Annotated in this window: 24 protein-coding genes; 11 read left to right on the top strand and 13 right to left on the bottom strand. The window is 65.3% G+C overall.

Annotated elements, in window-relative coordinates; all coding sequences use genetic code 11:
* Positions 1-131: 131 nt before the first annotated feature.
* From AC1MGT_RS20115 to AC1MGT_RS20135, 5 genes are all read right to left on the bottom strand, one after another.
* Entirely contained in the window at positions 132-2972 is a 2841-nt protein-coding gene (locus AC1MGT_RS20115) for a bifunctional diguanylate cyclase/phosphodiesterase (protein ID WP_499501742.1), read from the bottom strand.
* A 164-nt stretch (positions 2973-3136) separates the two neighbouring features.
* Complete coding sequence (locus AC1MGT_RS20120; RefSeq protein ID WP_499501743.1) at positions 3137-3916, bottom strand: fused MFS/spermidine synthase; 780 nt, start codon at positions 3914-3916, stop codon at positions 3137-3139.
* A 32-nt stretch (positions 3917-3948) separates the two neighbouring features.
* Positions 3949-5469, bottom strand: a complete 1521-nt coding sequence (locus AC1MGT_RS20125) for a CitMHS family transporter (protein ID WP_499504334.1) — start codon at positions 5467-5469, stop codon at positions 3949-3951.
* Between the two features lie 273 nt (positions 5470-5742).
* Positions 5743-7221: a sensor histidine kinase gene (locus AC1MGT_RS20130; RefSeq protein WP_499501744.1), complete on the bottom strand. Its 1479-nt coding sequence runs from the start codon at positions 7219-7221 to the stop codon at positions 5743-5745.
* A 13-nt stretch (positions 7222-7234) separates the two neighbouring features.
* Positions 7235-7924, bottom strand: coding sequence for a response regulator (locus tag AC1MGT_RS20135; protein WP_258837542.1), 690 nt, complete (start codon positions 7922-7924; stop codon positions 7235-7237).
* A gap of 134 nt (positions 7925-8058) precedes the next feature.
* On the opposite strand from AC1MGT_RS20135, the gene AC1MGT_RS20140 reads away from it, so the two are divergent.
* The 10 genes from AC1MGT_RS20140 to AC1MGT_RS20185 all read left to right on the top strand — a co-directional run bounded on the left by AC1MGT_RS20140 (position 8059) and on the right by AC1MGT_RS20185 (position 17840).
* Complete coding sequence (locus tag AC1MGT_RS20140) at positions 8059-9126, top strand: porin (RefSeq protein WP_499501745.1); 1068 nt, start codon at positions 8059-8061, stop codon at positions 9124-9126.
* Between the two features lie 30 nt (positions 9127-9156).
* Positions 9157-10128, top strand: a complete 972-nt coding sequence (locus AC1MGT_RS20145) for a tripartite tricarboxylate transporter substrate binding protein (RefSeq protein WP_499501746.1) — start codon at positions 9157-9159, stop codon at positions 10126-10128.
* 33 nt (positions 10129-10161) lie between these two features.
* Positions 10162-10884, top strand: coding sequence for a CPBP family intramembrane glutamic endopeptidase (locus AC1MGT_RS20150; protein ID WP_499501748.1), 723 nt, complete (start codon positions 10162-10164; stop codon positions 10882-10884).
* Positions 10885-11029: 145 nt separating this feature from the next.
* On the top strand, positions 11030-11986 hold the full coding sequence (locus AC1MGT_RS20155) for a GGDEF domain-containing protein (RefSeq protein WP_499501749.1): 957 nt from the start codon (positions 11030-11032) through the stop codon (positions 11984-11986).
* A 160-nt stretch (positions 11987-12146) separates the two neighbouring features.
* Entirely contained in the window at positions 12147-12794 is a 648-nt protein-coding gene (locus AC1MGT_RS20160; RefSeq protein WP_499501750.1) for a double zinc ribbon domain-containing protein, read from the top strand.
* Between the two features lie 145 nt (positions 12795-12939).
* Entirely contained in the window at positions 12940-14529 is a 1590-nt protein-coding gene (locus AC1MGT_RS20165) for an aspartate-alanine antiporter-like transporter (RefSeq protein ID WP_499501751.1), read from the top strand.
* A 69-nt stretch (positions 14530-14598) separates the two neighbouring features.
* Complete coding sequence (locus tag AC1MGT_RS20170) at positions 14599-14847, top strand: hypothetical protein (protein WP_183551000.1); 249 nt, start codon at positions 14599-14601, stop codon at positions 14845-14847.
* 42 nt (positions 14848-14889) lie between these two features.
* The gene (locus AC1MGT_RS20175; RefSeq protein WP_499501752.1) at positions 14890-15516 is read left to right on the top strand and encodes an exopolysaccharide biosynthesis protein; all 627 of its coding nucleotides are present in this window, start codon (positions 14890-14892) and stop codon (positions 15514-15516) included.
* Between the two features lie 158 nt (positions 15517-15674).
* Positions 15675-16847 carry a GGDEF domain-containing protein gene (locus tag AC1MGT_RS20180; protein WP_499501753.1) on the top strand — a complete coding sequence of 391 codons (1173 nt, stop codon included), beginning with the start codon at positions 15675-15677 and terminating at the stop codon, positions 16845-16847.
* Between the two features lie 66 nt (positions 16848-16913).
* A complete protein-coding gene (locus AC1MGT_RS20185; protein ID WP_499501754.1) occupies positions 16914-17840 on the top strand; it encodes a Ppx/GppA phosphatase family protein in 927 nt (308 codons plus the stop codon).
* Here AC1MGT_RS20185 and AC1MGT_RS20190 read toward each other — a convergent pair.
* Together AC1MGT_RS20190 and AC1MGT_RS20195 are read right to left on the bottom strand one after the other, a co-directional pair.
* On the bottom strand, positions 17814-18911 hold the full coding sequence (locus tag AC1MGT_RS20190) for an AI-2E family transporter (RefSeq protein ID WP_499501755.1): 1098 nt from the start codon (positions 18909-18911) through the stop codon (positions 17814-17816). The genes AC1MGT_RS20185 and AC1MGT_RS20190 overlap by 27 nt on opposite strands.
* A 75-nt stretch (positions 18912-18986) precedes the next feature.
* Positions 18987-19145: a hypothetical protein gene (locus tag AC1MGT_RS20195; RefSeq protein ID WP_499501756.1), complete on the bottom strand. Its 159-nt coding sequence runs from the start codon at positions 19143-19145 to the stop codon at positions 18987-18989.
* A 71-nt stretch (positions 19146-19216) separates the two neighbouring features.
* Between AC1MGT_RS20195 and AC1MGT_RS20200 the strand changes: the two genes are divergently transcribed.
* Positions 19217-19738: a hypothetical protein gene (locus AC1MGT_RS20200; RefSeq protein WP_499501757.1), complete on the top strand. Its 522-nt coding sequence runs from the start codon at positions 19217-19219 to the stop codon at positions 19736-19738.
* 21 nt (positions 19739-19759) lie between these two features.
* On the opposite strand, the gene AC1MGT_RS20205 is transcribed toward AC1MGT_RS20200, so the two are convergent.
* The 6 genes from AC1MGT_RS20205 to AC1MGT_RS20230 all read right to left on the bottom strand — a co-directional run bounded on the left by AC1MGT_RS20205 (position 19760) and on the right by AC1MGT_RS20230 (position 24256).
* Positions 19760-20050, bottom strand: a complete 291-nt coding sequence (locus AC1MGT_RS20205; protein WP_332530008.1) for a hypothetical protein — start codon at positions 20048-20050, stop codon at positions 19760-19762.
* A gap of 172 nt (positions 20051-20222) precedes the next feature.
* Positions 20223-20867, bottom strand: a complete 645-nt coding sequence (locus tag AC1MGT_RS20210; protein ID WP_499501759.1) for an ABC transporter ATP-binding protein — start codon at positions 20865-20867, stop codon at positions 20223-20225.
* Positions 20868-20906: 39 nt separating this feature from the next.
* On the bottom strand, positions 20907-21725 hold the full coding sequence (gene phnE / locus AC1MGT_RS20215) for a phosphonate ABC transporter, permease protein PhnE (protein ID WP_499501760.1): 819 nt from the start codon (positions 21723-21725) through the stop codon (positions 20907-20909).
* A complete protein-coding gene (locus AC1MGT_RS20220; RefSeq protein ID WP_499501761.1) occupies positions 21722-22552 on the bottom strand; it encodes a PhnE/PtxC family ABC transporter permease in 831 nt (276 codons plus the stop codon). Before AC1MGT_RS20220 ends, phnE begins: the two co-directional genes overlap by 4 nt.
* 2 nt (positions 22553-22554) lie before the next feature.
* Complete coding sequence (locus AC1MGT_RS20225) at positions 22555-23370, bottom strand: phosphonate ABC transporter ATP-binding protein (protein WP_499501762.1); 816 nt, start codon at positions 23368-23370, stop codon at positions 22555-22557.
* A gap of 7 nt (positions 23371-23377) precedes the next feature.
* On the bottom strand, positions 23378-24256 hold the full coding sequence (locus AC1MGT_RS20230) for a putative selenate ABC transporter substrate-binding protein (protein WP_499501763.1): 879 nt from the start codon (positions 24254-24256) through the stop codon (positions 23378-23380).
* Between the last annotated feature and the right edge of the window lie 201 nt (positions 24257-24457).

Raw genomic sequence — 24457 nt, forward strand, 5'->3', positions numbered from 1 at the left:
TTCGGGGTTGTGCCATTGGCCCGATGATTGTACGACCAATAATGTTTATTTAGCTATATAAATGTTTTGCCGGCCATGTAATGACACGGCTTGATACCGCCACGCGTGGCGGGCATGCAACTGACCGTACGCTAGGCGGGTAAAGTCTCGGGCGCTGGTGATGGCGTCGGCGCCGGCAGGCAGCGGCCTTCGGCCAGCAGCGCCTCGAACTGGTCGGCCGGCACCGGCTTGCTGAAATAGTAGCCCTGCATTTCGTCGCAGCCGTGGCTGCGCAGATAATCGAGCTGCGCCAGTGTCTCGACGCCTTCGGCGATCACGGCCAGTTTCAGGTTGTGGGCCAGCGCGATGATCGACGTGACGATGGCCGCATCGTTGGCGTCGTGCGTGATGTCGGCCACGAACGAGCGGTCGATCTTGAGCACGTCGATCGGGAAGCGCGACAGGTACGAGAAGCTCGAATACCCGGTGCCGAAGTCGTCGATGGACAGATTGATCCCGAGCGCCTTCATCCGGTGCAGCAACTCCACCGCCGGCGTCACGTCACTCATGAACAGGCTTTCGGTCAGCTCGATCTCCAGGCAGGCCGCATCGAGCCCGGTCTCCTGCAGCGTTGCTTCCAGGCTGGCCATCAGGTTGGCCGCGCCGAACTGGCGGGCCGACAGGTTCACTGCCACCCGCAGGCGCGGGTAGCCGGCAACCTGCCAGGCCTTGTTCTGGGCACAGGCGGTGCGCATGACCCAGGCACCGATCGGCACGATCAGGCCGGTCTCTTCGGCCACGCCGACAAAGCGCCCCGGCGGCACCATGCCCAGTTCGGGATGGTTCCAGCGAATCAGCGCCTCCATGCCGACGATCTGGCCCGTCTTCATGTCCACCTGCGGCTGGTAGTGCAGGACGAATTCGTCGCGTTCGAGCGCATTGCGCAGTGCGCCTTCGATACGCACCCGTTCCATCGCCTCGTCGTTCATGCTCGGCGTGAAGAACTGGAAGTTGTTGCGCCCCAGTTTCTTGGCACGGTACATGGCGATGTCAGCGTGCTCGATCAGGTTTTCGCTCAGCGTGCCTTCGGTCGGGAACACGGCTACGCCGACCGAGCAGGTCACGAAGAATTCCTTGTTGCCGAGCATGACCGGCTGGGCCACGGCGTCCATGATCCGCTGCACGACGGCAGGCGAGAGCGGTTCGTCGGCATGCTCGTTGAGGATCACGACGAATTCGTCGCCCGACAGGCGCGCCACGGTATCGGCATCGCGCAGCGCCGCGCGCAGGCGCGCCGCCACCGTTACCAGCAGCACGTCGCCGGCCTTGTGGCCCATGCTGTCGTTTACGAACTTGAAGCGGTCCAGGTCGATCAGCATGACCCACACCGGCCGGTCGCTGCGGCTGGCAAACGCGATCGACTGGCTCAGGCGGTCCTGCAGCAGCGAGCGATTGGGCAGGCCGGTGAGCACGTCGTGCTGGGCCACGTGGTGCACGCGCTGCTCGGTCAGCTTGCGCTCGGTGATGTCGCTGCCGGTACCGCGGTAGCCGGTGAGCACGCCCGCGTCGTCGAACACCGGTTCGCCATTGACGCAGAACCAGCGCGCGTTGCCATTGTCGTCGAGCACCTGGTATTCGAGATTGTTGAACGCCTCGCGCGCCTGCATCTTGGCCAGGTGGGTGCGGCCGCTTTCGCTGTCGAGCAGGCCAGGCACGTATTCCCAGCGCGTCTTGCCGATCAGGCCCTGCACGGCGACGCCCGATTTTTCGGTGAAGCCGCCGGTGATCATCGTGAAGCGCAGCTCGGCGTCCTGTTCCCAGTACCAGTCCGACGACATCGACACCAGCTGGCGGAAACGCTGCTCGCTGTGCAGCAGCGCTTTTTCGGCGCGCTCGCGCGCGACCATGTCATCGATCAGCTGGCGGTTGCTGCGGCGCAGCTCCGACGTGCGCTGGCGCACCAGTTGCTGCACCTTGCGCGCCCGCTCGCCGGCCGACTGCACGAAGGCGGCGCCCATCAGCGTGACAAGGATGCCCCCGCACAGCAGCGACAGCGAGGCAAGGTGGTCAGCCAAAAACGGCCGCGGCGCCGCGGCGACCTCGACGCGCCAGGGCCGCCCGCCCGCGTGCAACACGGTGCTGTGCAGACCATGATCGGGACGCAGCCAGCCGGCAAATTCATGGCGCGATGCGCTCGACGTGGGGCCGTTCGAGAACAGCAGGGCGGCAGGGTCGGCATGGTCGCTCGCATACACCGACACGAAGATGTCGCCGCCACCCAGCAGGCCGGCGGCGGCAAGCGATTCGCGCACGAGTTCCTGGCCCCGGACGACGACGGCGGTATTGCCGCGCATGACGCCCTGCTTGTCGAACACCGGCTGCACCAAGTCGAAGCTGGCCTTGCTCGCGGGCGCCTGGGCCAGCGCGAACACGGCGCTGGCGGCTGGCTGGCCCGTGCTGCGCGCCAGTTCGAGCGCGCCCATGACAGCGGCGTTGTGGGACAGGTTCAGGCCGAAGGCCGCTTCGTTGCCGGCCATCGGTTCGACATATTCGATGACGTGGTAGCCGGTGCGCAGCGGCGCCGGCGCCAGGCCGCTGGCCGTCAACTCGGTCAGGATCGTACCGGGACGCACGCGCTGCAGCTCGGCCTCGATCGCGGCGCGGTCACTGCCCGGCACGACGCGGTGGAAATTGAACGCCTGGATGAAGCGGTGGCGCTCGAGCAGGGCCGACGTGAAGTCGGCAAACCGCTCTCGGCTGACCGGTTCGCCCCTGGAAAACAGCTGGTTGGTGACGGCCAGAACTTCAAAGGCCTGGCCCATGCCCTGCTGCACCGCCGCCACGCGCTGGTCGGCGCGCTGGCCGAACGCGAGCGCCATATTGTCGTATTCGAGGTGGCTGACACCGATGAACAGGCCGAACGAAGCGGCCATGCCGCCCCCGAGCGTGAGGGCTGCCGCGAGAGTCAGTGAACGGGGCAGTCGGCGCGGCATGTTATTGAAAGGTCCAGGTCAATCCGTACAAATGAGTCAGGGGCGCACGCGACGACGGTTCTTGCCGACGAGCATGAATGCGCGCCAGTGTGTCATACAAGGGGCTGGCACCGCAAACTTATCGTATTGTGAGGGACAAAGTGCCCGCCGTGGGTAAAACCGTCCTAGCCGCGACGCCGCGCCAGCCAGGCCACCACGGCGCGCGCGAGCAGCCGGTTGGCCCCGCCGAAACCGATGCCGCTGCGGTCCCGGCCGCCCCGTGCAAGGCGTACCAACAGGCGTTCTCCGCGTAAAGGCGGGGTGGCGGGGCGCACGGCAAACAGGATCCGGTTGTTGCCGGCGATCTCCCGGAACCAGATCACGCGCCCATAGAAGGCATGCTGCAACCGTTGTAAGAAAGACACATAGTCGGGGTCGTAGGTGAAAATATTGGCCACCAGCACACCGCCGGGACGCAGCGCACGGCGGCAGGCTGTGTAGAACGCGCGGCTGGCCAGCGCCGGCGGCAAGCCACCCCGGTCGAAGCCATCCACCAGCAGCACATCGGCGTCGCCCGGCGTGCGCGCCAGGTAGTCGGCCGCGTCGCAATGCAGCACCCGCAGGCGTTCATCGTCCGGTGGCACGCAGAACAGGCCGCGTAGCGCGATCACGTCGGCGCGGATCTCGAGCACCGTGATGCGGGCCTGGGGAAAGTGGCGGTAGCAGAACTTGGCGAGCGAGCCGCCGCCCAGGCCCACCATCACGATGTGGCGCGGGCGCGGCGCGAACAGCGCAAAGCACATCATGGCGCGGGTGTAATCGAGGACGAGGGCGTCGGGCCGCGCCAGCAGCATCTCGCTTTGCACATCGCCAGGTGTGAATGCGAGGGTGCGGCGCTTGCCGTCGCTCACGACCAGGGGCGCAGCGGCGGCAGGGAGTTCAGGAAGATGTTGGGGCGCGGGCATCTGGCAAGTATATGCCGCCGCGCCCCGCCGGATTATGCAGCGCTGCCCATCAGCGGGACGACGCCGAACACCAGCGCTGCCGCCAGCATGACCAGTGCGGCCGAGATCGACCAGATCAGCGTGAAGCGCTGGTGGTCGCCAAACTCCACCTTGCACATGCCGACCAGCAGATAGGTCGAGGCGACCAGTGGGCTGAGCAGGTGAACCGGCTGGCCGATCACCGAGGCGCGGCCGATTTCTGCTGCCGTGATGCCGTACACTTCGGCCGCCTTGGCCAGCACCGGCACGATGCCGAAGTAGAACGCGTCGTTCGAGATGAAGAACGTGAACGGGATGCTCAAGAGGCCCGTGACGACCGCCAGGTACGGACCCATCCAGTCGGGCACGCCTGCGATGACGGACAGTGCAATCGCATCGACCATCTTGGTACCCTGCAGGATGCCGACGAAGATGCCGGCCGCGAAGATCAGCGACACCACCGGCAGCACGTTGGCTGCATGGTGCGCAATGCGCTCCTTCTGCTCTTCGAGGCCCGGATAGTTGATCATGATCGCGACGGCGAAGAAGATCATGAACAGCACGGGCAGGGGCAGCACGCCCATGATCAGGAACACCATCAACAGGGTCGTCATCGCGAAGTTGATCCAGATCAGCCGTGGGCGCTTGATCGCGGCGTTCGAGACGTCATTGTCGTCGCTACCGCCACCATTGCCGCCACCGGTGGCCAGCACCGGCTCCGTCGCAGGCGTCATCGTCGATTCGACACGACCGCCCGCCAGCTGGTGCACATTGCCATCGCGCGCCGAGGCAGCGGCGCTCGGGCTCCAGTGACCGGTGGTGCCGTTCATTTCGGCGGCCACGGCCGGCTGCAGCACGGCGACATTCTGCGCCGCCTGGGCAGCTTTTTCCGCTTTTTCAGCCTGCGTCGGCAGCGTCATGATGCCCAGGCGCTTGCGCTCCTTCATGCCCAGCACGCAGGCCACGAACACGACCCAGATGCAGGTGACGGCCATCGGCAGGATCATCGGCACGAAGATGTCGCTGACGTCCACGCCGAGGGCAGTGGCGGCGCGCGCCGTCGGGCCGCCCCACGGCAGGATGTTGAAGACGCCGCCCGCCAGCATGATCACGCAGGCGAGCACCAGGCGGCTCATGCCGAGCCGCACGTACAGCGGCAGCATGGCGGCAACGGTGATCATGTAGGTCGTGGCGCCATCGCCGTCGAGCGAGATGAACATCGCCAGCACGGCGGTGCCCACCACGATCTTGAACGGGTCACCGCCGACGAGCTTCAGGATGAGGCGCACGACCGGATCGAACAGGCCCGAATCGATCATGATGCCGAAGTACAGGATGGCGAACATCAGCATGACGCCGGTCGGGGCCAGGTTGCGGATCCCGTCGAGCATCATCGGGCCGAGTTGTGGCCCGAAGCCGCCGATCACGCCGAACCCGATGGGCACCACGATCAGGGCCACGAGCGCCGGCAGGCGCTTGGTCATGATCAGGTACATGAACACGACGACCATGGAATACGCCAGGATGGTCAACATCATCATCATTCTCCTTGCCGGTGCGCTTGCCGCACGCGGTGTGTGGGCCGCTGGGGCCCGGGGTGTTGGTGCAGGTGGCGCGTGGGGTTGTGGTGCACGGCTGCTTCATGCAGACCGATGCACGGTCGATCGCGCGCCGTTTTTTTCAGGCGCGGTTCAAACGGGGGAAAGCGCGGCCAGGGCGGCGTGCGCGGGGGCAGGGAAGTGCATGGTGTCTCCGATCGTTGTCGTTGGTGTGCTGCTGTTTGCACCAACTATAGGCGTGCGTGCCTTTCAATTGGCTTTCAGTGCACTTGACGCTTCAACGATTGCCGGCGCGGGGAATATCACGCGCACGCTCAGGCCAGGCCCATCGCCGGATGGGCCCAGCGTGATGCCGGCGCCATGCAGGTTGGCGATATCGCGCACGATGGCCAGTCCCAGTCCGGTGCCGCCCGGATTGGCTTCGAGCGTGGCCTGGGCGCGGTAGAACGGCATGAACACTTTATCGACATCGCCCGCTGCGATGCCTGGCCCGCTGTCGCTGACGGCGAGCGTGACATCGTCGTCTTCGCGCGCGACCTGCAGCAGCACGCTGCCGCCGGCGGGCGTATAGCGGATCGCATTGTCGACCAGGTTCGACACCATTTCGTGCAGCAGCAACCCCTGGCCCGGGACCGTGGTGAGGTCGTCGGCATCGGCTTCGAGCGCCAGGTCGATCCCTTTCTGTACGGCTGGCAGCGCCAGTTCCAGTCCGACCTGGCGCGCCACCTCTGCCAGCGACACGGGCGCATCTGGCGTGCTGCCGCTGCCATGCTCGATGCGCGCGAGCGTCAGCAGGCGGTTGGCCAGGTGAATTGCGCCATCGGTGGTGCCGGCGATCGAGCCGACAATGGCGCGCATCGCGGCCGGATCGTTTTCGCGCAGGGCCAGTTCGGCTTGCGTCTTGAGCACCGCCAGCGGGGTACGCAACTGGTGCGAGGCGTCGGCGATGAAGCGGCGCTGGCTGGCGATCAGGTCCTGCGTGCGCGCCATCGCGCCGTTCATTGCCGCCACCAGCGGCCGCACTTCCTTGTGCACGAGCGCCGGATCGATGTTCGACAGGTCGGACAGCGCGCGCGTTTCCACCTCGTTCTTCAGCAGCATCAGGGGCCGCAGCACCAGGCGCACGGCAAACCACACCATCGCTGCCACCGCCAGCACCAGCAGCGCCTGGCGCAGCAGAGTGCTGATCAGGATGTCGCGCGACAGGGCCTGGCGCGCGTCGAGCGTTTCGCCGACCTGGATCAGCGCGATGCCGCGCATCGAATCGTCGTAGACCGGTTGCAGCAGCGCGGCGATGCGCACCCGCTCGCCGTTGTAGGTGGCGTGATAGAACCGCACCAGTGCCGGATACAGGTCGGTACGCGGCACGTTCTTCGGCACCGGCGGCAGGTCGTCGTAGCCCGATACCGTCTCGCCGTGCAGGCCCGTGACCTTGTAGTAGATGCGGCCCAGCGTATCGGTTTCAAAGCTGTCGAGCGCCACGTAGGGCACGTTGGCGACGACCTTGCCATCCTGGACCGAGACCCGCTCGGCCAGCGCGCGCGTGGACGAGAGCAGCGAGCGGTCGTAGGCGACATCGGCCGCCTCGAGGGCGTCGCGGTACAGCGAGACCGCATTGAGCGCGACGAGCAGCACCAGCGGCAGGATCAGCCAGCGCAGCAGCTGCCCGCGCAGGCTGCCCAGTGGGCGGCCGGCGGTGATCTGGAGCAGGGACGCGCGCAGGGTCATCGCGTGCGGCGGCTCAATCGGGCCGTTGCTGCATCAGGTAACCGATGCCCCGCAACGTGACGATCATCGCGCGGGCATCCGGGAACTTGTCGAGCTTCTTGCGGATGCGGTGGATATACAGCTCGATGGCGTCGAGGTTGACGTCGTCGGCCAGCGCGAACACTTCGTCGAACAGCTTTTCTTTCGACAGCGCGCGGCCCGGGCGTGCAATCAGCGCTTCGAGCACGGCGTGCTCGCGTGGCGTCAGCGCGAGCGCTTCGCCGCAAATGGTAAACATGCGCGACACGGTGTCGAAACGCAGGCCACCGCATTCGTGCACCAGCGCTTCGTTGCCGCTGCGGCGGCGCAGCAGCGCTTTGACGCGCGCTTCGAGTTCGGCCAGCTCGAACGGCTTGGGCAGGTAGTCGTCGGCGCCCAGGTTCAGGCCCTGCACGCGGTCTTCGAGGCCACCGCGCGCGGTCAGGATCAGCACCGGCGTACCGCCACGTGCGCCGCCGCGCGCGCGCAGCCGGCGCAGCACGTCCAGGCCGTCCATCTTGGGCAGCGTCAGGTCCAGGATCACCAGGGCGTAGTCCTGGGTGTGGAGCAGTGCGTCGGCATCGGCGCCGGTGGCGGCGCATTCAACGGTCAGCTTGGCGTCGCGCAGGGCCTTGGACACCCAATGGGACAGTTCGACATGGTCTTCAACGAGCAGGATTCTCATCGCGCCAGTGTAAACGCAAAGCGGCTTTCCCGAAAAGCGGCACTGAAAGCGAACTGAAAGGCGCGCGCCCATATAGTCGGCCCACAAGCAGCGACCCAGCTGCAGCAGATCACCATAACAACGTTCGGAGACACATGAAACAATCGGCCCTCGCGCTTGCCGTCCTGGCAGCGCTGTCCCTTTCCGCACCCGTCCTTGCCCAGAGCAATGTCCAGGTCTATGGCCTGATCGACGCCGGCGCGGAATTCGTCAACCATGCCGGCGAAGACGGCGGCAACGCGGTGCGCGTCATCTCGGGCGGCAAGAATACGTCGCGCTGGGGCTTTCGCGGCAGCGAAGACCTGGGTGGCGGCCTGAAAGCCGTCTTCAACCTCGAAGGTGGCATCCTGCTCGACACGGGCGCCAGCGACGGCGCGATCTTCAAGCGCCAGGCCTACGTGGGACTGGAGAACGACCTGGGCCGGATCGTCATCGGCCGTTCGTTCACTACCGTGTATGAACTGGTGATCAAGTTCGATCCGCTGGGCTTTGCGCCGAACTATTCGTGGGCAACGGGCGGCAGCGCCACCAGGCCATCACGCTACGGCATGACGACCCAGTTCGATAACCTGATCAAGTACACGGGGCGCACGGGCGGCTTCACGTACGGCGCCACGGTCGGCCTGGGCGAACGTTCGGGCAGCTCGCGCGAAGGGCGCAAGCTGGCGCTGGGCGGCTCATGGTTCGGCGATGGCCTGGGCGTGATGGCCTCATGGGAGCGGATCGACGGCACGCCGATCGAGGGCGCCGCCACGAATGGATTGGACGAAACGACGGCGTACCACGTGGCGGTCGACTACCGCAGCGGCCCGTGGCGCTATACGGCCGGCAAGCGCGGCTACAAGCTGGCGCAGGGCCGTACCAACCTGGCCGACCTGCGCGGCGACACCTACTGGGGCGGCATCACGCGCACGATCGACGCGGTCACGCTGACGGGCGCGGTCTATCACATCAACACGAAGAACCTGCCTGCCAACCTGGACGCCGACCCGACGATGTTCGTCGCGCGCGCCATGCTGGCGCTGTCCAAGCGCACCGACCTGTATCTGTCGCTGGCGCACGCGAAGGCGGACAACGGCCAGCTGATTGGCCTCTCGCGCGACGATCCGGGCTTCGGATCGACCCAGAGCGGCATCACCGCGGGCATGCAGCACCGCTTCTAGTTCCGCCACGCGGTATCGTGCGGCGGTATCATGGGCGCCATGAAAACCTCGCACGTTCTCCTGTTGACCATCCTGGCGTTCGGCGGCCTGCCGCACGCCGGCGCTGCCGAATGCCTGATTCCGTCGAAACCCGGTGGTGGCATGGACCTCACCTGCAAGCTGGCGCAAAAAGCCCTGCACGATCAACCTGGCGCGCCTGAACTCACGCTCAGCTACCTGCCCGGGGGCGTGGGCGCCGTGGCCTGGCATTCGGTCGTCTCGCAGCGCCGCAGCGAGCCCGATACGCTCGTCACCTTTTCGGGCGGCTCGGTCCTGAATCTCGCGCTGGGCAAATTCGGCAAGGCCGACGTCGACGACGTGCGCTGGGTCGCGGCCTTCGGCGCCGACTACGGCATGGTCGCCGTGCGCGCCGATTCCCCCTACAAGACACTGTCCGACCTGCTGAGTGCGATCAAGCGCAACCCGAAGCAGGTCTTGATAGGCATGTCCGGCACGGTCGGCAGCCAGGACTGGATCAAGATGGCGCTGCTCGCGCGCATGGCTGGCGTGGACCCGCGCAAGCTGCGCTTTGTCGCTCTCGAAGGCGGCGGTGAACAATTCATCGCGATGGGGGCAGGGCATGTGCAGGCGGTGTCGGGCGACACGTCCGAAGCGCTGCTGGCAGCCAGAGCCGGCAATGTGCGCGTGCTGGCAGTGCTGTCCGAAGGGCGTTTGCCGGGCGCGCTGGCCGGCGTGCGCACGGCGCGCGAGCAGGGATACGACGTGGTCTGGCCGGTGATTCGCGGCGTCTGGATGGGGCCGGATGTGCGCGAGGCGGATTACCGGCGCTGGGTCAAGGCATTCGACGGGGTGGAGAGTTCGCCTGCGTTTGCGGAAATGCGGGCGCAGGCCGGGTTGTATCCGTTTGCACTGACGGGCGATGCGCTCACGCGGTATGTCAAGCAGTCGGTGGATACCTATCACCGGCAGGCGAGGCAGTTCAAGCTGCTGAGGGAGCCGTAGGACGGCGCGTAGCCCGCCTCGACCTGTTCACATATGCTGAATCATCTACTTGCAGCCTACCTGCTTATCATTTTCCCGGCGTGGAATCTCTGGCGCAGCTTGCGGCCCAAGCGTGGCACGCCGCCGCGTTCACTCATGCGCCAGTACGGTTCGATGAGCGCGCATTCGCTGGCCTTGCTGGGCGTCTTGTGGGCCAGTTCATCGCAGGCCGGGTATACGTTGGAACAGCTCGGCTTCGACATGCCGCTCTCGAGCGCTGGCGCGTGGGGCCTGGGATGTGCAGTCCTGCTGATGTGCGGCTTGTGGGCGATCGGCAGCATGATCGAACGCCGTAAAACACCGCAAGCGCGTGCGGAGGACGAACGCAAGATGCTGGCGTCTTCGTCAATATGGCCGCGTAACCTTGCTGAAGCGTTCGCATTCGCCGCGAGTATGCTGATCGTGACAGGCGGATGGGAAGTGCTTTATCGCGGGTTCTTGCTGCTGGTGCTGTCGCCTGTCATTGGCCTGCCATTGGCGATTGTGGCATCTGCGCTTGCCTACGGTATCGGGCACGGCTATGCAAATCCAAAGCAGCTTGCTGGCTCGATCATCTCAGCGATATTTTTTACCATTGCGTATGCCTGGACACAGAGTCTATGGTGGTTGATTCTCATCCACGTGTTCATACCCTTGAGTACGATTCCGGCAGTGATGCGTGCGCAGCGCCGTCAGCCTGCTCCACAACCCGCCATCACGTCTGTCATCGGTAGCTGAAGGGTTGCTTCTGTCCCGCAGCTGGCGGTATTGACAGTACGTGACTTTTTCATAACGGCAACCTATCATGCTGGCATGAGGTCCTCGTGCGGGTCAGAAACGGCCCCACTTTCAAGGATATCCATTCATCTCAGCCCACTTGTCTATGACTTTGCCACCTGTAATTCCTCCGTCGGTTGTTTGCGAAGACCCCGGCGTGTACCGGACGCTATTGGAATCCACCAAGGCAATTCCATGGCGAATAGACTGGGCGACGATGCGGTTTACCTACATTGGTCCGCAGATCGAAGAACTGCTGGGATGGAGCCAGGCAAGCTGGCTTACCGTGAACGACTGGGCCGAGCGCATCCATGAGGAAGATCGTCAGAATACGGTCGAGTTCTGTGTGGCGCAATCGCAAAAAGGCGTTGACCATGAGGCTGACTACCGCGCCATCACGCGTCATGGCAATCATGTCTGGATCCGGGATGTGGTTCACGTTGTGCGTCACTCTGACGGCAGTGTGGAGTCGCTGGTCGGCTTCATGTTTGACATCTCGGCGCGAAAAGAGGCCGAAGACAAGATCGTTCAATTGCAGCGCGAACTCGAGCGTCTGTCGTACCGCGACAGCCTCACGGGTGTTGCCAACAGACGCATGTTCGACACCCTCTATTCCGTGGAATGGGGAAAAGCGCGCGATAGCGGTCACCCGCTGTCTCTCGTGATCATCGATATCGATCACTTCAAGCAGTACAACGATCACTATGGTCACGTGCAAGGTGACGAGTGCCTGCGACGCGTGGCCCAAGTGTTCGACGGAGCAGCATCCGACCCGGACGACCTGTGCGCCCGTCTCGGTGGCGAGGAATTCGTGCTGCTGTTGCCTGTCACGGACCGGGAGGCGGCGTGGAGCAAGGCTGAGCGCTGCCGTGAGCTGCTGGCGGCACAAGAGATTTTGCACGCCCGCTCCGGCGTCGGCCAGCTGGTGACCGTGAGCATGGGTATCGGTACCATCGTGCCAGGTGCCCAGGATGACGCCAAGGCGTTCCTCGACCGGATTGATCGCCGTCTTTATCAGGCGAAGTCAGCAGGGCGTGACCGGTTCTGCGACAACGAAGCATAGTGTCGACGCGATTGTTGGCCGGCTTCACGAAAGGCGTCGATATTTTAATGAAGCAGCCAGCAAATCGATCGTCCGGAAGCGCTTGGCGTGAGATTGCGTGATATTGCGCTTCCTCAGCCCAGATAAACTCTACATTTTATAAACCTGGGAATAGCAGCCTATGTCCGACATGCAGTTTGCTAACAACTATCGCGATCTGAGCAACTCGACAGGCGTCGATGCAGGGTTCCAGTTCGAATTTTCCTGCGAGCGCTGCAGTGACCGCTGGCGCACGCACTTCAAACCGTACCGCAGCGCCCAGGCCTCGGGTTGGCTGCAAAAAGGGGCAAGCATGTTCGGTGGCCTGCTCGGCAATGCTGGCAGCGTGATCGATAGCATGGCCCAGGCGGGCTGGCATTCGGCACGCGACGAAGCCTTTACTGAGGCGGTAGCCGCTGGCAAGATGCACTTCAACCGGTGCGGAAACTGTCACGACTACGTCTGCAACCAGTGCTTCGACAACGCGAACGGCCTTTGCTTCAACTGCGCACCCAATGTGAAGGTGAAGATCACGCAGGCACGCGCCCAGGGCGAAGTGTCGGCCGCGTCCGAAAAGGCAAACGCCGAGGGTCAGACGCGCGGTGGACGCCTGGACGTCACGCAGAACATGCAGCTGGTGTGTACGCAATGCCGGGCCGAAACCCATGGTGCGAAGTTCTGCCCGGAGTGCGGCCACCGGACTGCCCAGCAGGTTACTTGTCGCGCCTGCGCGACGACGCTGCAGCCAGGCTCGAAGTTTTGTACCGAGTGCGGTGAGCGTCAATCGTAAGTCTGTACCCAGCCTGTCAGCGCGGCCATGCTTCAACGCCGCGCCGATCATCGCCATGAAGGCTTGCGTTTATATCGCATTAACACCAGGCAATCAGGTCCCCATGCCGTAGACTGCATCTCACACATGCAACCAGGCAACGTCCATGACCGCCATCACCACGTTCTTCAGCCACCAGCCGATGTTTGCGCTGTTTTTCACCATCGCCGCGGGCTACTTGCTAGGGGCGGTCAGCGTGAAAGGCTTGTCGCTCGGTTCCGGCGCGGTGCTGTTCGTTGGCCTCGCGGTCGGCGCGGCTGCACCTGACCTGGTCTTGCCCGGCATGCTCGGCAATCTGGGCCTGCTGCTGTTTCTGTACGGCGTCGGCATTGCCTATGGCGCCCAGTTCTTTCGCGGCTTGACGACGCACGACGGTATCAAAGCCAATCTGGCGGCGCTGCTGGCCGTCCTCACGGCGTTGGCGCTGGCCGTCGGCGTGGCGTGGCTATTCCCCGTCTTTGCCTTGCCCGAAGCGCTGGGCGCCTTCGCCGGTGCTGGTACCAGCACGGCTGCGCTGCAGGCGGCGCTGGCTGTATTCGGCACGTCGGCTGCGACCGGGTATTCGGTCGCATATCCCGTCGGCGTGGCCGTGCCGATCCTGCTGCTTGGCCTATACAACGCCGTGTTCAAGCCGGCAAGCCCGGCGCCAGCGTCGTCCGCCCTGCATCTCGAAGAAATTGACGTGGCTGAATTTTCCGTGCTGGGCATGACCCTGCTTGAGGCTGCGGCGCGCTTGCCGGCCGGTGTCGCCATCGTTGCGCTGCGGCGTGGCGAGCATAATCTGGTCGCCGACAACGCCATGCGCATCGAGTCGGGCGACCGCCTGCTCGTCGCAGGCAATGACCAGGCAGTGCTGCACGAAGTCGCAACGCGCTTCGGCCCGGCGCATCCGGGCGGCATGCTGCACGATCGCAGCGACCTCGACTACGACCGCTTCTTCATCTCCGCTGCCAGCATGGCCGGTTTGCCACTGAGCGCACTGGCGCTGCCGGCCGGACTCAATGCCCGCGTCCTGCACTTGCGGCGTGGGGATGCCGACCTGGTCCTGGCCCCGGGGCGGCTGCTCGAAATGGGCGACCGCATCGGCGTGCTCGCGCCGCGCAGCAGCTTTCCCGCGCTGCGCAAGCTGTTCGGCGACTCGGTGCGCAGCACGGGGGAGGTGAGCTACATCGGGATCGGCGTCGGCGTGACGCTCGGGCTGGCGTTCGGCGCGATCATCTGGCCGTTGCCGCTGATCGGGCAGTTTTCGTTCGGGTTCGCGGGGCTGCTGCTGGTCGCGCTGGTGCTTGGCTGGCGTCGTCGCAGCGGGATGTTCCAGTGGGCGATGCCGATCCCGGCCAACCTGGTCTTGCGCAATTTTGGCCTGACGCTGTTCCTGGCGGTCGTGGGCATCTCGTCGGGCGCGACGTTTGCCGCGGCGATCGCCAACGATGGTTTGCTGTACCTGCTGCTGGGCAGCGCGATTGCGGCCACGCTCGTCATCGTCACGATGGTCATTGCCCTGTTCGTGTTTCGCCTGCCGTTCGACAGCGTGGTGGGCATCGTGGCCGGTACCACGGGCAATCCGGCCATCCTCGCGTTTGCCAACCGGATCGCGCCGACGGACCGGCCGGATATCGGTTACGCGATGATTTTCCCGTCGATGACAGTGCTCAAGATCCTGCTCGTGCAAGTGATCGGCGTCGTGGGGCGGTGAACTTTTCATGTGTCCGCAATGCGCGCACCGTAAAATAGCGGTTTGATCGATCAAGCACGGATTATTTTTATGGAACCAGCAGAGCAGCGTTATCTCGTCCGCCAGGACAAACGGTCGGACGACGGCAAGAAACCACCCGTCTTCGCGAAGGTCATGCGCAGCAAGGAAGGCAAGTTCGAGGGCGTCTCCTTCATCAAGAACAAGGAGAAGGCGACGATCATGACGATCGCGCAAGCGGACGAAGTCATCGCCTGGGCCACAACCAAGAAAGACAAAGCGGCCGAGTACGAGACCCGAATCATTTGCGTTGGCCAATAAGCCACCCTGTTCGGCTATCCGGACGCACCACACGACCACATCATGCACAGTGAACCACCCGTTTCCCAGCGTCTGCGCGCGCTGGTCCGCTCGATGCCGCGCACCGGCATCACCCTCAGTGAACTGATCCGCAGCGTCGGCAACGACGGCCTCCTGATCCTCGTGGCGCTGCTCACGCTGGTGTTCCTGATCCCGATTTCGATTCCGGGCGTGAGCACCGTGTTCGGCGCCGCGATCCTGCTCATCAGCGTCAGCCGCCTGTTCGGGCGCGATCTGTGGATTCCATCGAAGCTCGAACACCGTGTCATCGGCACGCGCAAGCTGCGTCCGCTGCTGCGCAAGGCGCTGTCGTGGCTCAAGAAACTCGAGCGTGTCAGCAAGCCCAACCGCATCCAGTGGCTGGTGGCCGCCGGTCCGGTCGCTTTCTTCAACAACGCGGCCCTGATCCTGGGTGCGGTGCTGCTGATGATGCCGTTCGGGCTGATCCCGTTCAGCAACACGTTCCCGGCCGTGGCGATCCTGTTCCTCGCCATCGGCTTGCTGCAGCGCGACGGCGTCTGCATCCTGCTGGGTCACATCAGCAATGTCGTGACCATCATCTATTTCAGCGTGCTCATTGGCGGTGGTGGCCTGGCCGTGCGCGAGGTCTTCAACCGCTTCGCCGGCTGAGCGGCAGCGTTGGCTTGTTGCAAGGCATCACTTTCTGATAAGCTGGCCGGCAGCCGCCCGTGCGCCGTCTGCCGGCCCCCAGGCGCGAATCAATCACCCCGCACTCCGGCCCGCCAGCCTGGTGCCGGCACTCCGGAACGCCGAACATGAGTAATGACATGCCTATGCTGGATGCGTCGACGATGGTGCTGGTGCTCGCGCTGGGCAACCTGACCCTGTGCGCGCTGCTGACCTTTTTCAATCACGGTCCTGTACGTGCCCCTGCGATGACGTTCTGGAGTCTGTCGAAACAGATTCAGGGCGGCGCCTGGCTGCTGCTGGCGCTGGGCGACTCTGGTGTGGTGCCGGCCCCCATCTCGATCCCTGGCGGCTACGCGCTGCTGTTTGCCGGCGTGGCGATCGAAGCGGGCGCCTCGTGGGAAGCAGCGCGCCGGCCGGCCTGGCGCACACCGACGCTGATCCTCGTTGGCGTGGCCGTTCTCGTGTTCTTCCTGTGCTATCTCGTCGACGAAGAGGGCTTGCGCAGCGTGGCCGCATCGCTCCTGCTGGGCGCGTTCTACCTGTCCGGCGCGGTGGCGCTCGCCTGGCGCTGGCGCGATGCGAGCCTGCTGCAGCGCTTCCTGGCGCTGGCCACAGGGGCGCTGGCGCTGGTGGTCGCGGCGCGTGGATTATCTGTGCTGCTGCTGCCACGTGGCTGGGGCTGGCTCTCGAACGATCTGCTGAGCCAATTCTCCAGTGGCGCCCTGTACCTGCTCCTGCTCGGCAATGCCTTTGGCGTGCTGCTCTTGACCCGCGAACGCCTGCAGGACACGCTCGAACGGCTCGAAACGGTCGATCCTCTGACCGACGCGCCCAACCGGCGTGGCTTCTTCCAGCTGCTCGCGCCGTGGCTGGCGCTGGCGCGCCGGCCCGGCCTGCCGACGGCGCTGATCGTGTTCGACCTCGATGGCTTCAAGCGCGTCAATGACAGCTACGGCCATCCGGCCGGCGACGTCGTGCTGCACCAGATGGTCGCGCTGTGCCGGCGCCAGTTGCGCGACAGCGATCAGCTGGGGCGCGTGGTGGGCGTCGAATTTGCCGTCCTGCTCCCGCGCACCAGCCTCGATGAAGCGGTGCTTGTGGCCGAACGCATCCGCGCCGCCATCGACACGACACCGGTCAAGAGCGAGCGGGCGATGATCAAGCTCACGGCCAGTTTTGGCGTGACGACGATCCGGCCCGAAGACAGCACGACCTCGCTGTTCCAGCGCGCCGACGAGGCCATGCAGCGCGCCAAGCGAGCGGGCCGCAATCGCGTGGCGCCTGCCAGCGAAGCGGTCGCCGATATCTAGCGCGCGGGCCCGCTTCGCAAGGTCATGTAACGCGCCCGTCACGGTGGCCGCTTATGCTCATGACCCATGCCGACCATCGATCACGAATCACCCATCTATGCCGCTGTCGAGCTTGGCTCGGACAGTTTTCGCCTGCACATCGGCCGTTTCGGTGATGGCGGGCTCGAGCTCGTCGCGACCATGTGCGAGAAGGTCGAGCTGTCAGCGTCGTTCGACGAAGACGGCATGCTCGACAGCGCAGCGCTGCGCCGTGCCCTGGCCTGCCTGGGGCAGTTCCGGGGCGCGCTGGACGCCTGGCGGCCGCACGCCGTGCGCGTCGTCGCCACCGCGGCCCTGCGCATGGCGCGCAATGCCGCCTTGTTCTTGCCCGCGGCCGGGCGCGCGCTAGGACACCCGGTCGACATCATCGCGGGCGATGAAGCGGGGCGCCTGGTCTATCTGGGCGTGGCCAATACGCTGGGCGCAGCCGACCCTGCGCCGCGGCTCGTGCTCGACATCGGCAGCATCTCGACGGAGCTCGTGATCGGGGAGGGTGCCACGATCCGGCGCATCGAATCGTTCGCGCTTGGGGCGGTGCGCCAGAGTTTGACCTTTTTCGCGAACGGGCAGATCGACGCGGCGGGCTTCGACGCCGCCGTGCGCTCAAGCCGCAGCCGCTTTGCCGAAGCGGGGTTCGGCGCGCGCGGCTGGGACATGGCGTATGGGGCGTGCGGGACGGTGCGTGCGCTGGCTGGCCACGTGCACCGGGGTAGTAATGTGGACACGCCGCTGACACGGGCCGATCTCGCAGGTTTGCGCGATGCCTTCATCGCCACCCGCCAGGGCGTGCATCTGGCCGGCGGGCTGGCGCTGCTGTACGGCCTGATGGAAGAACTGGATATCGCGGCAGTCACGCCGGTGGCCGCCGGCCTGCGCGTGGGCGCGCTGTGGGACCTGCATCAGCGCGCCGACGCATTCGTTGGCAGGCTAGCCGATCCGATGGACGTCGACTGACGCATCGCCTGACGCGTCGGCGGCCGCCGGATCGACGATCAGCGGTGTCACGGGCGTGCTGTCACGCAGCCAGCCGAACAGGATCGCCATCATCAAGGGTCCGACAAAGAGGCCAATGACGCCCAGCGTCGATACGCCGCCCAACAAGCCGAACAGGACTGCCAGGAATGGCAGGTTGACGCGCTTGCCGATCAGCTTCGGGCGGATGAATTTATCGACCAGGAACAGCTCGACCGCGCCCCAGGTGAACAGGCCCAGCGCCTCGGCCGAATTGCCCTGACCGAACAGCAGCAGCGACACCATCGTGAACGACAGCGGCGCGCCGCCCGGGATCAGGGCCAGGTAGCCGGTAATCACGCCCAGCAGCACAGGGGCCGGCGCGCCAGCGATCCAGTAAGCCACGCCCAGCACGATACCTTCCAGGATCGCAATCGAGCCCAGGCCGAGTGCCGTGCCGCGCACCGACAGCGGCAGCACGCGGCGCAGCTTGGCGTACTGGACGGGCGCCAGGCGCTGGCCGGCGCCGTCGATGTAATGCATCACGGCCGCGCCGTGCAGGTACAGCACGAACAGCGTCAGGAGCGTCAGGAACAGGTACAGCGCATTGGCCAGGATGGTCGAGCCCCAGACCCGCGCCGTGTCGGTCAGGTGCGGCATGAAGTCGCCCAGGGTCGTGCGCACGAGGGCGTTCAGGCCGCCTGGCACGGCCAGGTGTTCGAGCCACCAGGTAACAGCCGGTTCGGCCACCAGCGGCAGGCCGGTGAGCCAGGCCGGCACCGGCACGCCAGTCTGGTTGAAGCTGATGAGCAGGCGCTGCAGGCTGGCCAGTTCGCTGCTGAGCGTATGGAACAGCAGGACGGACGGGCCCACGAAGCTGACGATCAGCAGTACGAGCATGAAGGTGGCGCTGGCCAGCGGCGGCCAGCCGCGGTGCAGCATGCGCTGGTGCAGCGGCCACGTGATCACGGCCAGGAGGCCGGCCCACGCGATCGAGCCGAGAAAGTGCTGGAGCAGCAGGGCCAGCGCGGTGGCAAACAGCACCGGCAGGATCCATTGAGTCTTGGTGCGCATACTGGCCTGGGTCGGGTTCATAAATTACTGGGGTGCGCAGGGGCCAGCGAGAAGAAGCTCGCGGCGCCGACAAGTTTACAGCAGAGTCGTCGCCCTGGCAGGATAATTCAGGTGTATCTCCTGCAAAAGAGGAGTTTGCCGAAGTTTTACTTCGGAAAAACAGAAACCTCGCTCTATGAAGCCTGTATTGTCACCCGGATTGGCTTCGGCTGCCGGTGGGATGTCTTTACCCATCCTGCATTCCTGTCCGACAGCATACTGGCAAATCGTTTATATTGTTTGCCTTCTCAACGACGGAGCGGCTCATGCCCCGCACACCTGCCGCCAAATCAGCATCCCGCGCCGCGCCTGCGGCAGCGAAAACCCCCCGCGCTGCCAAGCCCGTGAAGGCCGCCGCCAAGACTGCCAAGACTGCCAAAGTCGCCAAGCCCGTCGCGCCACCAGCGGCGCCAGCCAGGCCCGCCGCAAAAACCAGCGTGAAGTCGGTGCTCAAGTCGGCCGCCAGGGCGCTGGCCAGCAGCCCGGCCCGCAAACCGGCTGCGCCACGCGCCGCTGCCAAGCCGCCGGTCGTACCGATCGTTGAACGTGCGCCCGCCGTAGAAGCGCGCCCGGCACTCGTGCGCGACAGCTTCACGATGCCGGAAAACGAGTATGCAGTGCTGCTGGAAGTAAAACAGGCTTGCCTGCGCGCCGGTGTCGACGTCAAGAAAAGCGAGCTGCTGCGCATTGGCGTGGCCCTGCTGGGCCAGCTCGACGTGGCGACCTTGCAAGGCGTGCTGGTGGCGCTGCCGCAGCTCAAGACCGGGCGGCCACCGGCGCAGGAGTGACTTCGGTGCCGTCGCGCGCCGTCAGTGCAGCGCCGCGGCGCTGCTGAGTTCCTTTAGCTCGCGGATCGGGATATTCGATTTTTCGTGCATGCGCAATAGAATCGTCGCGCCGACATTGAGCTTGCGATGGCGGATCTTGCTGATGATCGGAGGCTGCACTTCGAGCACGCGGCACAGCTCCGCGTCATTCTTCAACTGCATGCGCTCGATCAGTGTGTCGAGCAGCTTGTTGGGCACGAAGCTCGACGGCTCCAGCTCGCGCGCTCGTTGCATCGCTTCGAGTAACTCCTGTTTTTTCTGGCGTACGGTCATGTCGATTCTCCCTGATGAATACATGATTCAGGACAGACCGGTTGTTCTGGATAATCCTTGCCTGTTTTGACAGCTGTTTGCGGCAGGTCGTTGCGATATTACTACGATTGCGTCGCGCACGTTTCGGGTCATTTAACTAATTTCGCGGTAACCGAGCGTTTCTTCTCGGAATTTACGCTAATTTCAGACCTGCGTGAGTCAGCAGCAGGACCTTGTCGGCCATGGCGGCCGCGGCGTGGGAGTGGGTGACCATGATGGCGCCGGCGCCATGTGCACGCGTCTCGTCGCGCAGAAGTTGCAGGATGCTGCCGGCGGTTTCGGGATCGAGGTTGCCGGTCGGTTCATCGGCCAGCAGCAGGGCCGGGCGGTGCGCCAGTGCGCGGGCAATCGCCACGCGCTGCATCTCGCCGCCGGACAGCTGGCGCGGGAAATCGCCGCCGCGGCCGTGCAGCCCGACCGCATCGAGCATCGCGTCGGCGCGCTCGAGCGGTGCCTTGTTCAGCAGCAGCGGCAGGGCAACGTTCTGGCGCAGCGTCAGGTGCGGCAGCACGTGAAAGGCCTGGAAGATGAAGCCCATGCGGGTGCGGCGCAGCCGCGTGGCGGCGTCGTCGTCCAGGTTCGAGATCGGCGTACCGTCGATGACCACGCGGCCGCCGTCGGGCGTGTCCAGGCCCGCGATCAGGTTCAGCAGCGTCGACTTGCCCACGCCCGATTCGCCCATGATGGCGACGAACTCGCCGGCCTTGAACACGTGCGAGAGTTCGGCCAGCACGGTGCGGCCGCCATACGATTTGGTGAGTTGGTCGAGTTCGAGCATCGGGTGAGGTGTCCGCAAGTAAGGGTTAACGCATGAGTATTAACGCATCAATGCGCGGCGCAGCGCATAACTGGCCGCATCGACCAGCGCCACCAGCACCAGCATCGCAATCACGACCGTGGCAGCGCTGGGCATCTGGAACAGCGACAGGTGATACTTGAGCATCTGGCCCAGGCCCCCGGCGCCGACCACACCCAGTACTGCCGCCGCGCGGATATTGTTTTCCCAGCGGTACAGCGTGTACGACAGCATCTGCGGCAGCGCCTGGGGCAGCGTCGCGTACAAAAACGCCGCCAGCGGCCGCGCGCCGTTCGTGCGCAGGCTCTGCTCGGCGTGCGGCTCGATGTTTTCCAGCGCATCGGCAAACAGGCGCCCCAGCACACCGGCCGTGTGCGCGGCCAGTGCCAGCGTGCCGGCCAGCGGCCCCAGGCCCGCCAGCACCAGCAGCACCGCGGCCCATACCAGTTCGGGGATCGAGCGCAGCACATTGAGCACCAGGCGCGTCACGGCGCGCGCTGTGCGGCCCATGCGCCCGGCGCCGGCCAGCGCCAGCGGCATGGCGAGAAGCGCCGCCAGGATGGTGCCGATGGCCGACATGGCCAGGGTTTCCCAGAACGCGACGAGTGTCTTGGCCAGGAACGCCGGGGCGGTGTCGGGCGGCGCGAAGCCGGCCAGGAATTCGGACGCCGAATCGATCGCTTCCCGCGTGAAGAATGCGCTCCACTGCAGCGGCAGCGAGGCAAAGCTGGCGACGATCAGCGCCAGCAGGCCGCCGAGAATGAGCCAGGTGCCGGCCTGACGTGGCGGCGGGGCGGGGATCGCCGTGAGGGAAGTGGGCGGGGTGTTGTCAGCCTTCATCCGATCCTCCGGCGCAGCAGTTTCGAGACCAGGTCGGCGCCGGCCACCAGCAGCACGAACATGATGAGCATGGTCGCCACTTCGCCGCCGGCCATCATCTTGGTCGATTCATCCAGCCGCTGGCCCAGGCCGCCGGCGCCGACGAAGCCCATCACGGCCGAGCCCCGAATCGCGCACTCCCAGCGGTACACGGTGTACGACACCAGTTCGGCGCTGGCATCGGGCAGGGCGCCATACAGCAGGGCCGGCAGGCGCCCGCTGCCATTGGCCAGCAGGACGTCGGTCGCATGCGCGTCGGACGATTCGAGGATTTCGGCATACACCTTGGCCAGCATGCCCGTATACGACAGCGCGATCGCCAGCACTCCGGCCGTCGGGCCCAGGCCCACGATGCGCACGAACAGCAGCGCCCACACCAGCTCGGGCACGGAGCGCAGCACCATCAGGATCCAGCGCAGGACCTGGCGCACGACGCCCGCCAGCGGACGGATGCGGCCCGTGCCCAGGCGCGAGATCGACAGGCGTTCGCTGATGACGAAGGTGGCCGGAATGGCGACGATCAGCGCCAGCGTCAGGCCGGCGGTGGCGATTGCCACTGTCTGCCAGGTTTCGCGCAGCACCATCGCCAGAAAAGCAGGATCGGTTTCGGGCGTCAGGAAATCACGCAGGAAGCCACCGGCCGCGCGCAGGCTTTGCGCGTCGAACAGCAGCCATGGTTTGAATTCGGCTGCGACCAGCAGCGGGTACAGCAGCAGGACGAAGACGACGGCGCCCATCAGGCGCGCGCGCCAGGCCGGATCGGGATGCAGCACCGTCTTGCTCGTCATGCCTAGAAACAGGCGCCGACGGCGATTTGGGCAGCCGTGTCGTGTGGCGGGGCCACGTGCGGCTCGACGTGTTCGTTGGCGTACAGGTCGGCGATCATGGTGTCGGTGACCTGCTCGCGCGGCGCGTCGAACACGATGCGCCCGTCGCGCAGGCCCACCAGGCGGCCGAACTGTTCGCGCGCCAGATCCACCTGATGCAGGCTGCACACGAGCGTGGCGTTGCGCTGGGCGGCTTCCTGGCGCAGCGTGGCCAGCGTGTGGCGGGCAAGGGCAGGGTCAAGTGCCGAAATCGGCTCGTCGACCAGCAAGGCTTCGGCATCGGACAGCAGCAGGCGCGCCAGGCCGCAGCGCTGGCGTTCGCCGCCGGACAATCGGTCGACGCGCGCATACAGTTTGTCGCCCAGCGAAAAGCGCGACAGCGCAGCGTGCGCCGCATCGGGATCGTTCGGGCGCACGAGCGAGGTCAAGGCCTGCCACAGCGACCAGTGCGGCAAGCGCGCCGCCAGCACGGCCGTGACGACGCGCTGGCGCGCCGGCAGAGGTGGTGTCTGCGGCGCCAGGAACAGGCGCGCACGCAGCCGGTGGCGCGCGGCGTGCGGCAGGTGCCACGGCTCCTGGCCCAGGATCTCCAGCGTACCTTCGCTCGGTTGATGGGCGCAGGCCAGCGTGGCCAGCAGCGTGGTCTTGCCGGCCCCGGACGGGCCGATCAGGGCGACCTGTTCACCGGCGCCGATCGTGAGGTCGAGCGCGTGCAGGGCAGCCGCGCGGCTGCCCGTCAGGTGGCGCACGGTCACGCCGCGCAGGCGAAAGGTCGCCATCGTGCGATTACTTCAGCAGACCGGCGTTTTTCGCTGCCGCTTCGATCGCGCCGTAGTTGGCGGTCTTGGTCGGCACGAAGCGGGTTGCGCGCTGCAGTTCGAGGATTTCCTTGCCCTGCGGGGTCGAATCGTCCAGCGCCAGGAAAGCGTCGGTGATTTTCTTCTTCAGCGCCGGGTCCATGTCGGTGCGCACGGTCCAGTTGTAGTCGAAGTAGCCAGGGGTCGTGTAGAACACGCGCACCTGCTTCGGATCGACTTTTTTGGCCTCGACCAATTTTTCCCAGACCGAGATGTTCAGCGCGCCCGCATCGACCTTGCCGCCGGCAACGGCAGCCACGGTGGCGTCATGCGCGCCCGAGAAGGCGATGCGTTTCAGGTCGGTGTCCGGATTGATCTTGGCGCCCAGCAGGAACGAGCGCGGCATCAGGTGGCCCGAGGTCGACGATTCCGAGCCGAAGGCCAGCGTCTTGCCCTTCAGGTCTTCCAGCTTGGTGATGGTCGGCACGGTGGTGATGAAGACCGAGCGGAATTTTTCGTCTTCCACGCGCTGCACCAGCGGGGTGACCTGGCCCTTGCTGCGCACATTCGCCTGCACAAAGGTAAAGCCGCCGAACCAGACCATGTCGATCTTGCGGTTGACCAGGCCTTCCACCGACGCAGCGTAGTCGGTCACCGGGGTGAACTCCACCTTGAGACCCGTGGCCTTGGCCAGATAGTCGCCCAGCGGCTTGAACTTGCGCTGCAGTTCGGTCGGCGATTCGTCGGGAATGGCCGAAACACGCAGCACGCCGTTGCTCTGCGCGTGGGCAGCGCCCGCGATCAGCATCGTGCCGGCAGCAGCGGCGCACAGGGTTTTGAGAACGTTGCGGCGGAAGGACAGGGTCATGGTGGCTCTTGTCTAAAAAGTAATGAAACGAGGCTGACCCGAGGGGCAGCACGCTTGGCGTGAGGCAGACTAGGCGAATCCGGGGAATCCGCTATGATAGCTAAAACAGCAATACACAGAGAAATAAACAAAGAAATACCAGAACTACGCGAAGCAAAACTCACAGGCCATCTCGCATGGTGCGTCGTGGCGGCACGAATG

The organism is Telluria sp. BA11 (assembly GCF_056680305.1).

What these genes read in the sequence shown, in the direction of transcription:
- AC1MGT_RS20115 (WP_499501742.1), bottom strand. Translation starts at nt 2,972, where the DNA reads ATGCCGCGCCGACTGCCCCGTTCACTGACTCTCGCGGCAGCCCTCACG.
- AC1MGT_RS20120 (WP_499501743.1), bottom strand. Translation starts at nt 3,916, where the DNA reads ATGCCCGCGCCCCAACATCTTCCTGAACTCCCTGCCGCCGCTGCGCCC.
- AC1MGT_RS20125 (WP_499504334.1), bottom strand. Translation starts at nt 5,469, where the DNA reads ATGTTGACCATCCTGGCGTATTCCATGGTCGTCGTGTTCATGTACCTG.
- AC1MGT_RS20130 (WP_499501744.1), bottom strand. Translation starts at nt 7,221, where the DNA reads ATGACCCTGCGCGCGTCCCTGCTCCAGATCACCGCCGGCCGCCCACTG.
- AC1MGT_RS20135 (WP_258837542.1), bottom strand. Translation starts at nt 7,924, where the DNA reads ATGAGAATCCTGCTCGTTGAAGACCATGTCGAACTGTCCCATTGGGTG.
- AC1MGT_RS20140 (WP_499501745.1), top strand. Translation starts at nt 8,059, where the DNA reads ATGAAACAATCGGCCCTCGCGCTTGCCGTCCTGGCAGCGCTGTCCCTT.
- AC1MGT_RS20145 (WP_499501746.1), top strand. Translation starts at nt 9,157, where the DNA reads ATGGGCGCCATGAAAACCTCGCACGTTCTCCTGTTGACCATCCTGGCG.
- AC1MGT_RS20150 (WP_499501748.1), top strand. Translation starts at nt 10,162, where the DNA reads ATGCTGAATCATCTACTTGCAGCCTACCTGCTTATCATTTTCCCGGCG.
- AC1MGT_RS20155 (WP_499501749.1), top strand. Translation starts at nt 11,030, where the DNA reads ATGACTTTGCCACCTGTAATTCCTCCGTCGGTTGTTTGCGAAGACCCC.
- AC1MGT_RS20160 (WP_499501750.1), top strand. Translation starts at nt 12,147, where the DNA reads ATGTCCGACATGCAGTTTGCTAACAACTATCGCGATCTGAGCAACTCG.
- AC1MGT_RS20165 (WP_499501751.1), top strand. Translation starts at nt 12,940, where the DNA reads ATGACCGCCATCACCACGTTCTTCAGCCACCAGCCGATGTTTGCGCTG.
- AC1MGT_RS20170 (WP_183551000.1), top strand. Translation starts at nt 14,599, where the DNA reads ATGGAACCAGCAGAGCAGCGTTATCTCGTCCGCCAGGACAAACGGTCG.
- AC1MGT_RS20175 (WP_499501752.1), top strand. Translation starts at nt 14,890, where the DNA reads ATGCACAGTGAACCACCCGTTTCCCAGCGTCTGCGCGCGCTGGTCCGC.
- AC1MGT_RS20180 (WP_499501753.1), top strand. Translation starts at nt 15,675, where the DNA reads ATGCCTATGCTGGATGCGTCGACGATGGTGCTGGTGCTCGCGCTGGGC.
- AC1MGT_RS20185 (WP_499501754.1), top strand. Translation starts at nt 16,914, where the DNA reads ATGCCGACCATCGATCACGAATCACCCATCTATGCCGCTGTCGAGCTT.
- AC1MGT_RS20190 (WP_499501755.1), bottom strand. Translation starts at nt 18,911, where the DNA reads ATGCGCACCAAGACTCAATGGATCCTGCCGGTGCTGTTTGCCACCGCG.
- AC1MGT_RS20195 (WP_499501756.1), bottom strand. Translation starts at nt 19,145, where the DNA reads ATGGGTAAAGACATCCCACCGGCAGCCGAAGCCAATCCGGGTGACAAT.
- AC1MGT_RS20200 (WP_499501757.1), top strand. Translation starts at nt 19,217, where the DNA reads ATGCCCCGCACACCTGCCGCCAAATCAGCATCCCGCGCCGCGCCTGCG.
- AC1MGT_RS20205 (WP_332530008.1), bottom strand. Translation starts at nt 20,050, where the DNA reads ATGACCGTACGCCAGAAAAAACAGGAGTTACTCGAAGCGATGCAACGA.
- AC1MGT_RS20210 (WP_499501759.1), bottom strand. Translation starts at nt 20,867, where the DNA reads ATGCTCGAACTCGACCAACTCACCAAATCGTATGGCGGCCGCACCGTG.
- phnE (WP_499501760.1), bottom strand. Translation starts at nt 21,725, where the DNA reads ATGAAGGCTGACAACACCCCGCCCACTTCCCTCACGGCGATCCCCGCC.
- AC1MGT_RS20220 (WP_499501761.1), bottom strand. Translation starts at nt 22,552, where the DNA reads ATGACGAGCAAGACGGTGCTGCATCCCGATCCGGCCTGGCGCGCGCGC.
- AC1MGT_RS20225 (WP_499501762.1), bottom strand. Translation starts at nt 23,370, where the DNA reads ATGGCGACCTTTCGCCTGCGCGGCGTGACCGTGCGCCACCTGACGGGC.
- AC1MGT_RS20230 (WP_499501763.1), bottom strand. Translation starts at nt 24,256, where the DNA reads ATGACCCTGTCCTTCCGCCGCAACGTTCTCAAAACCCTGTGCGCCGCT.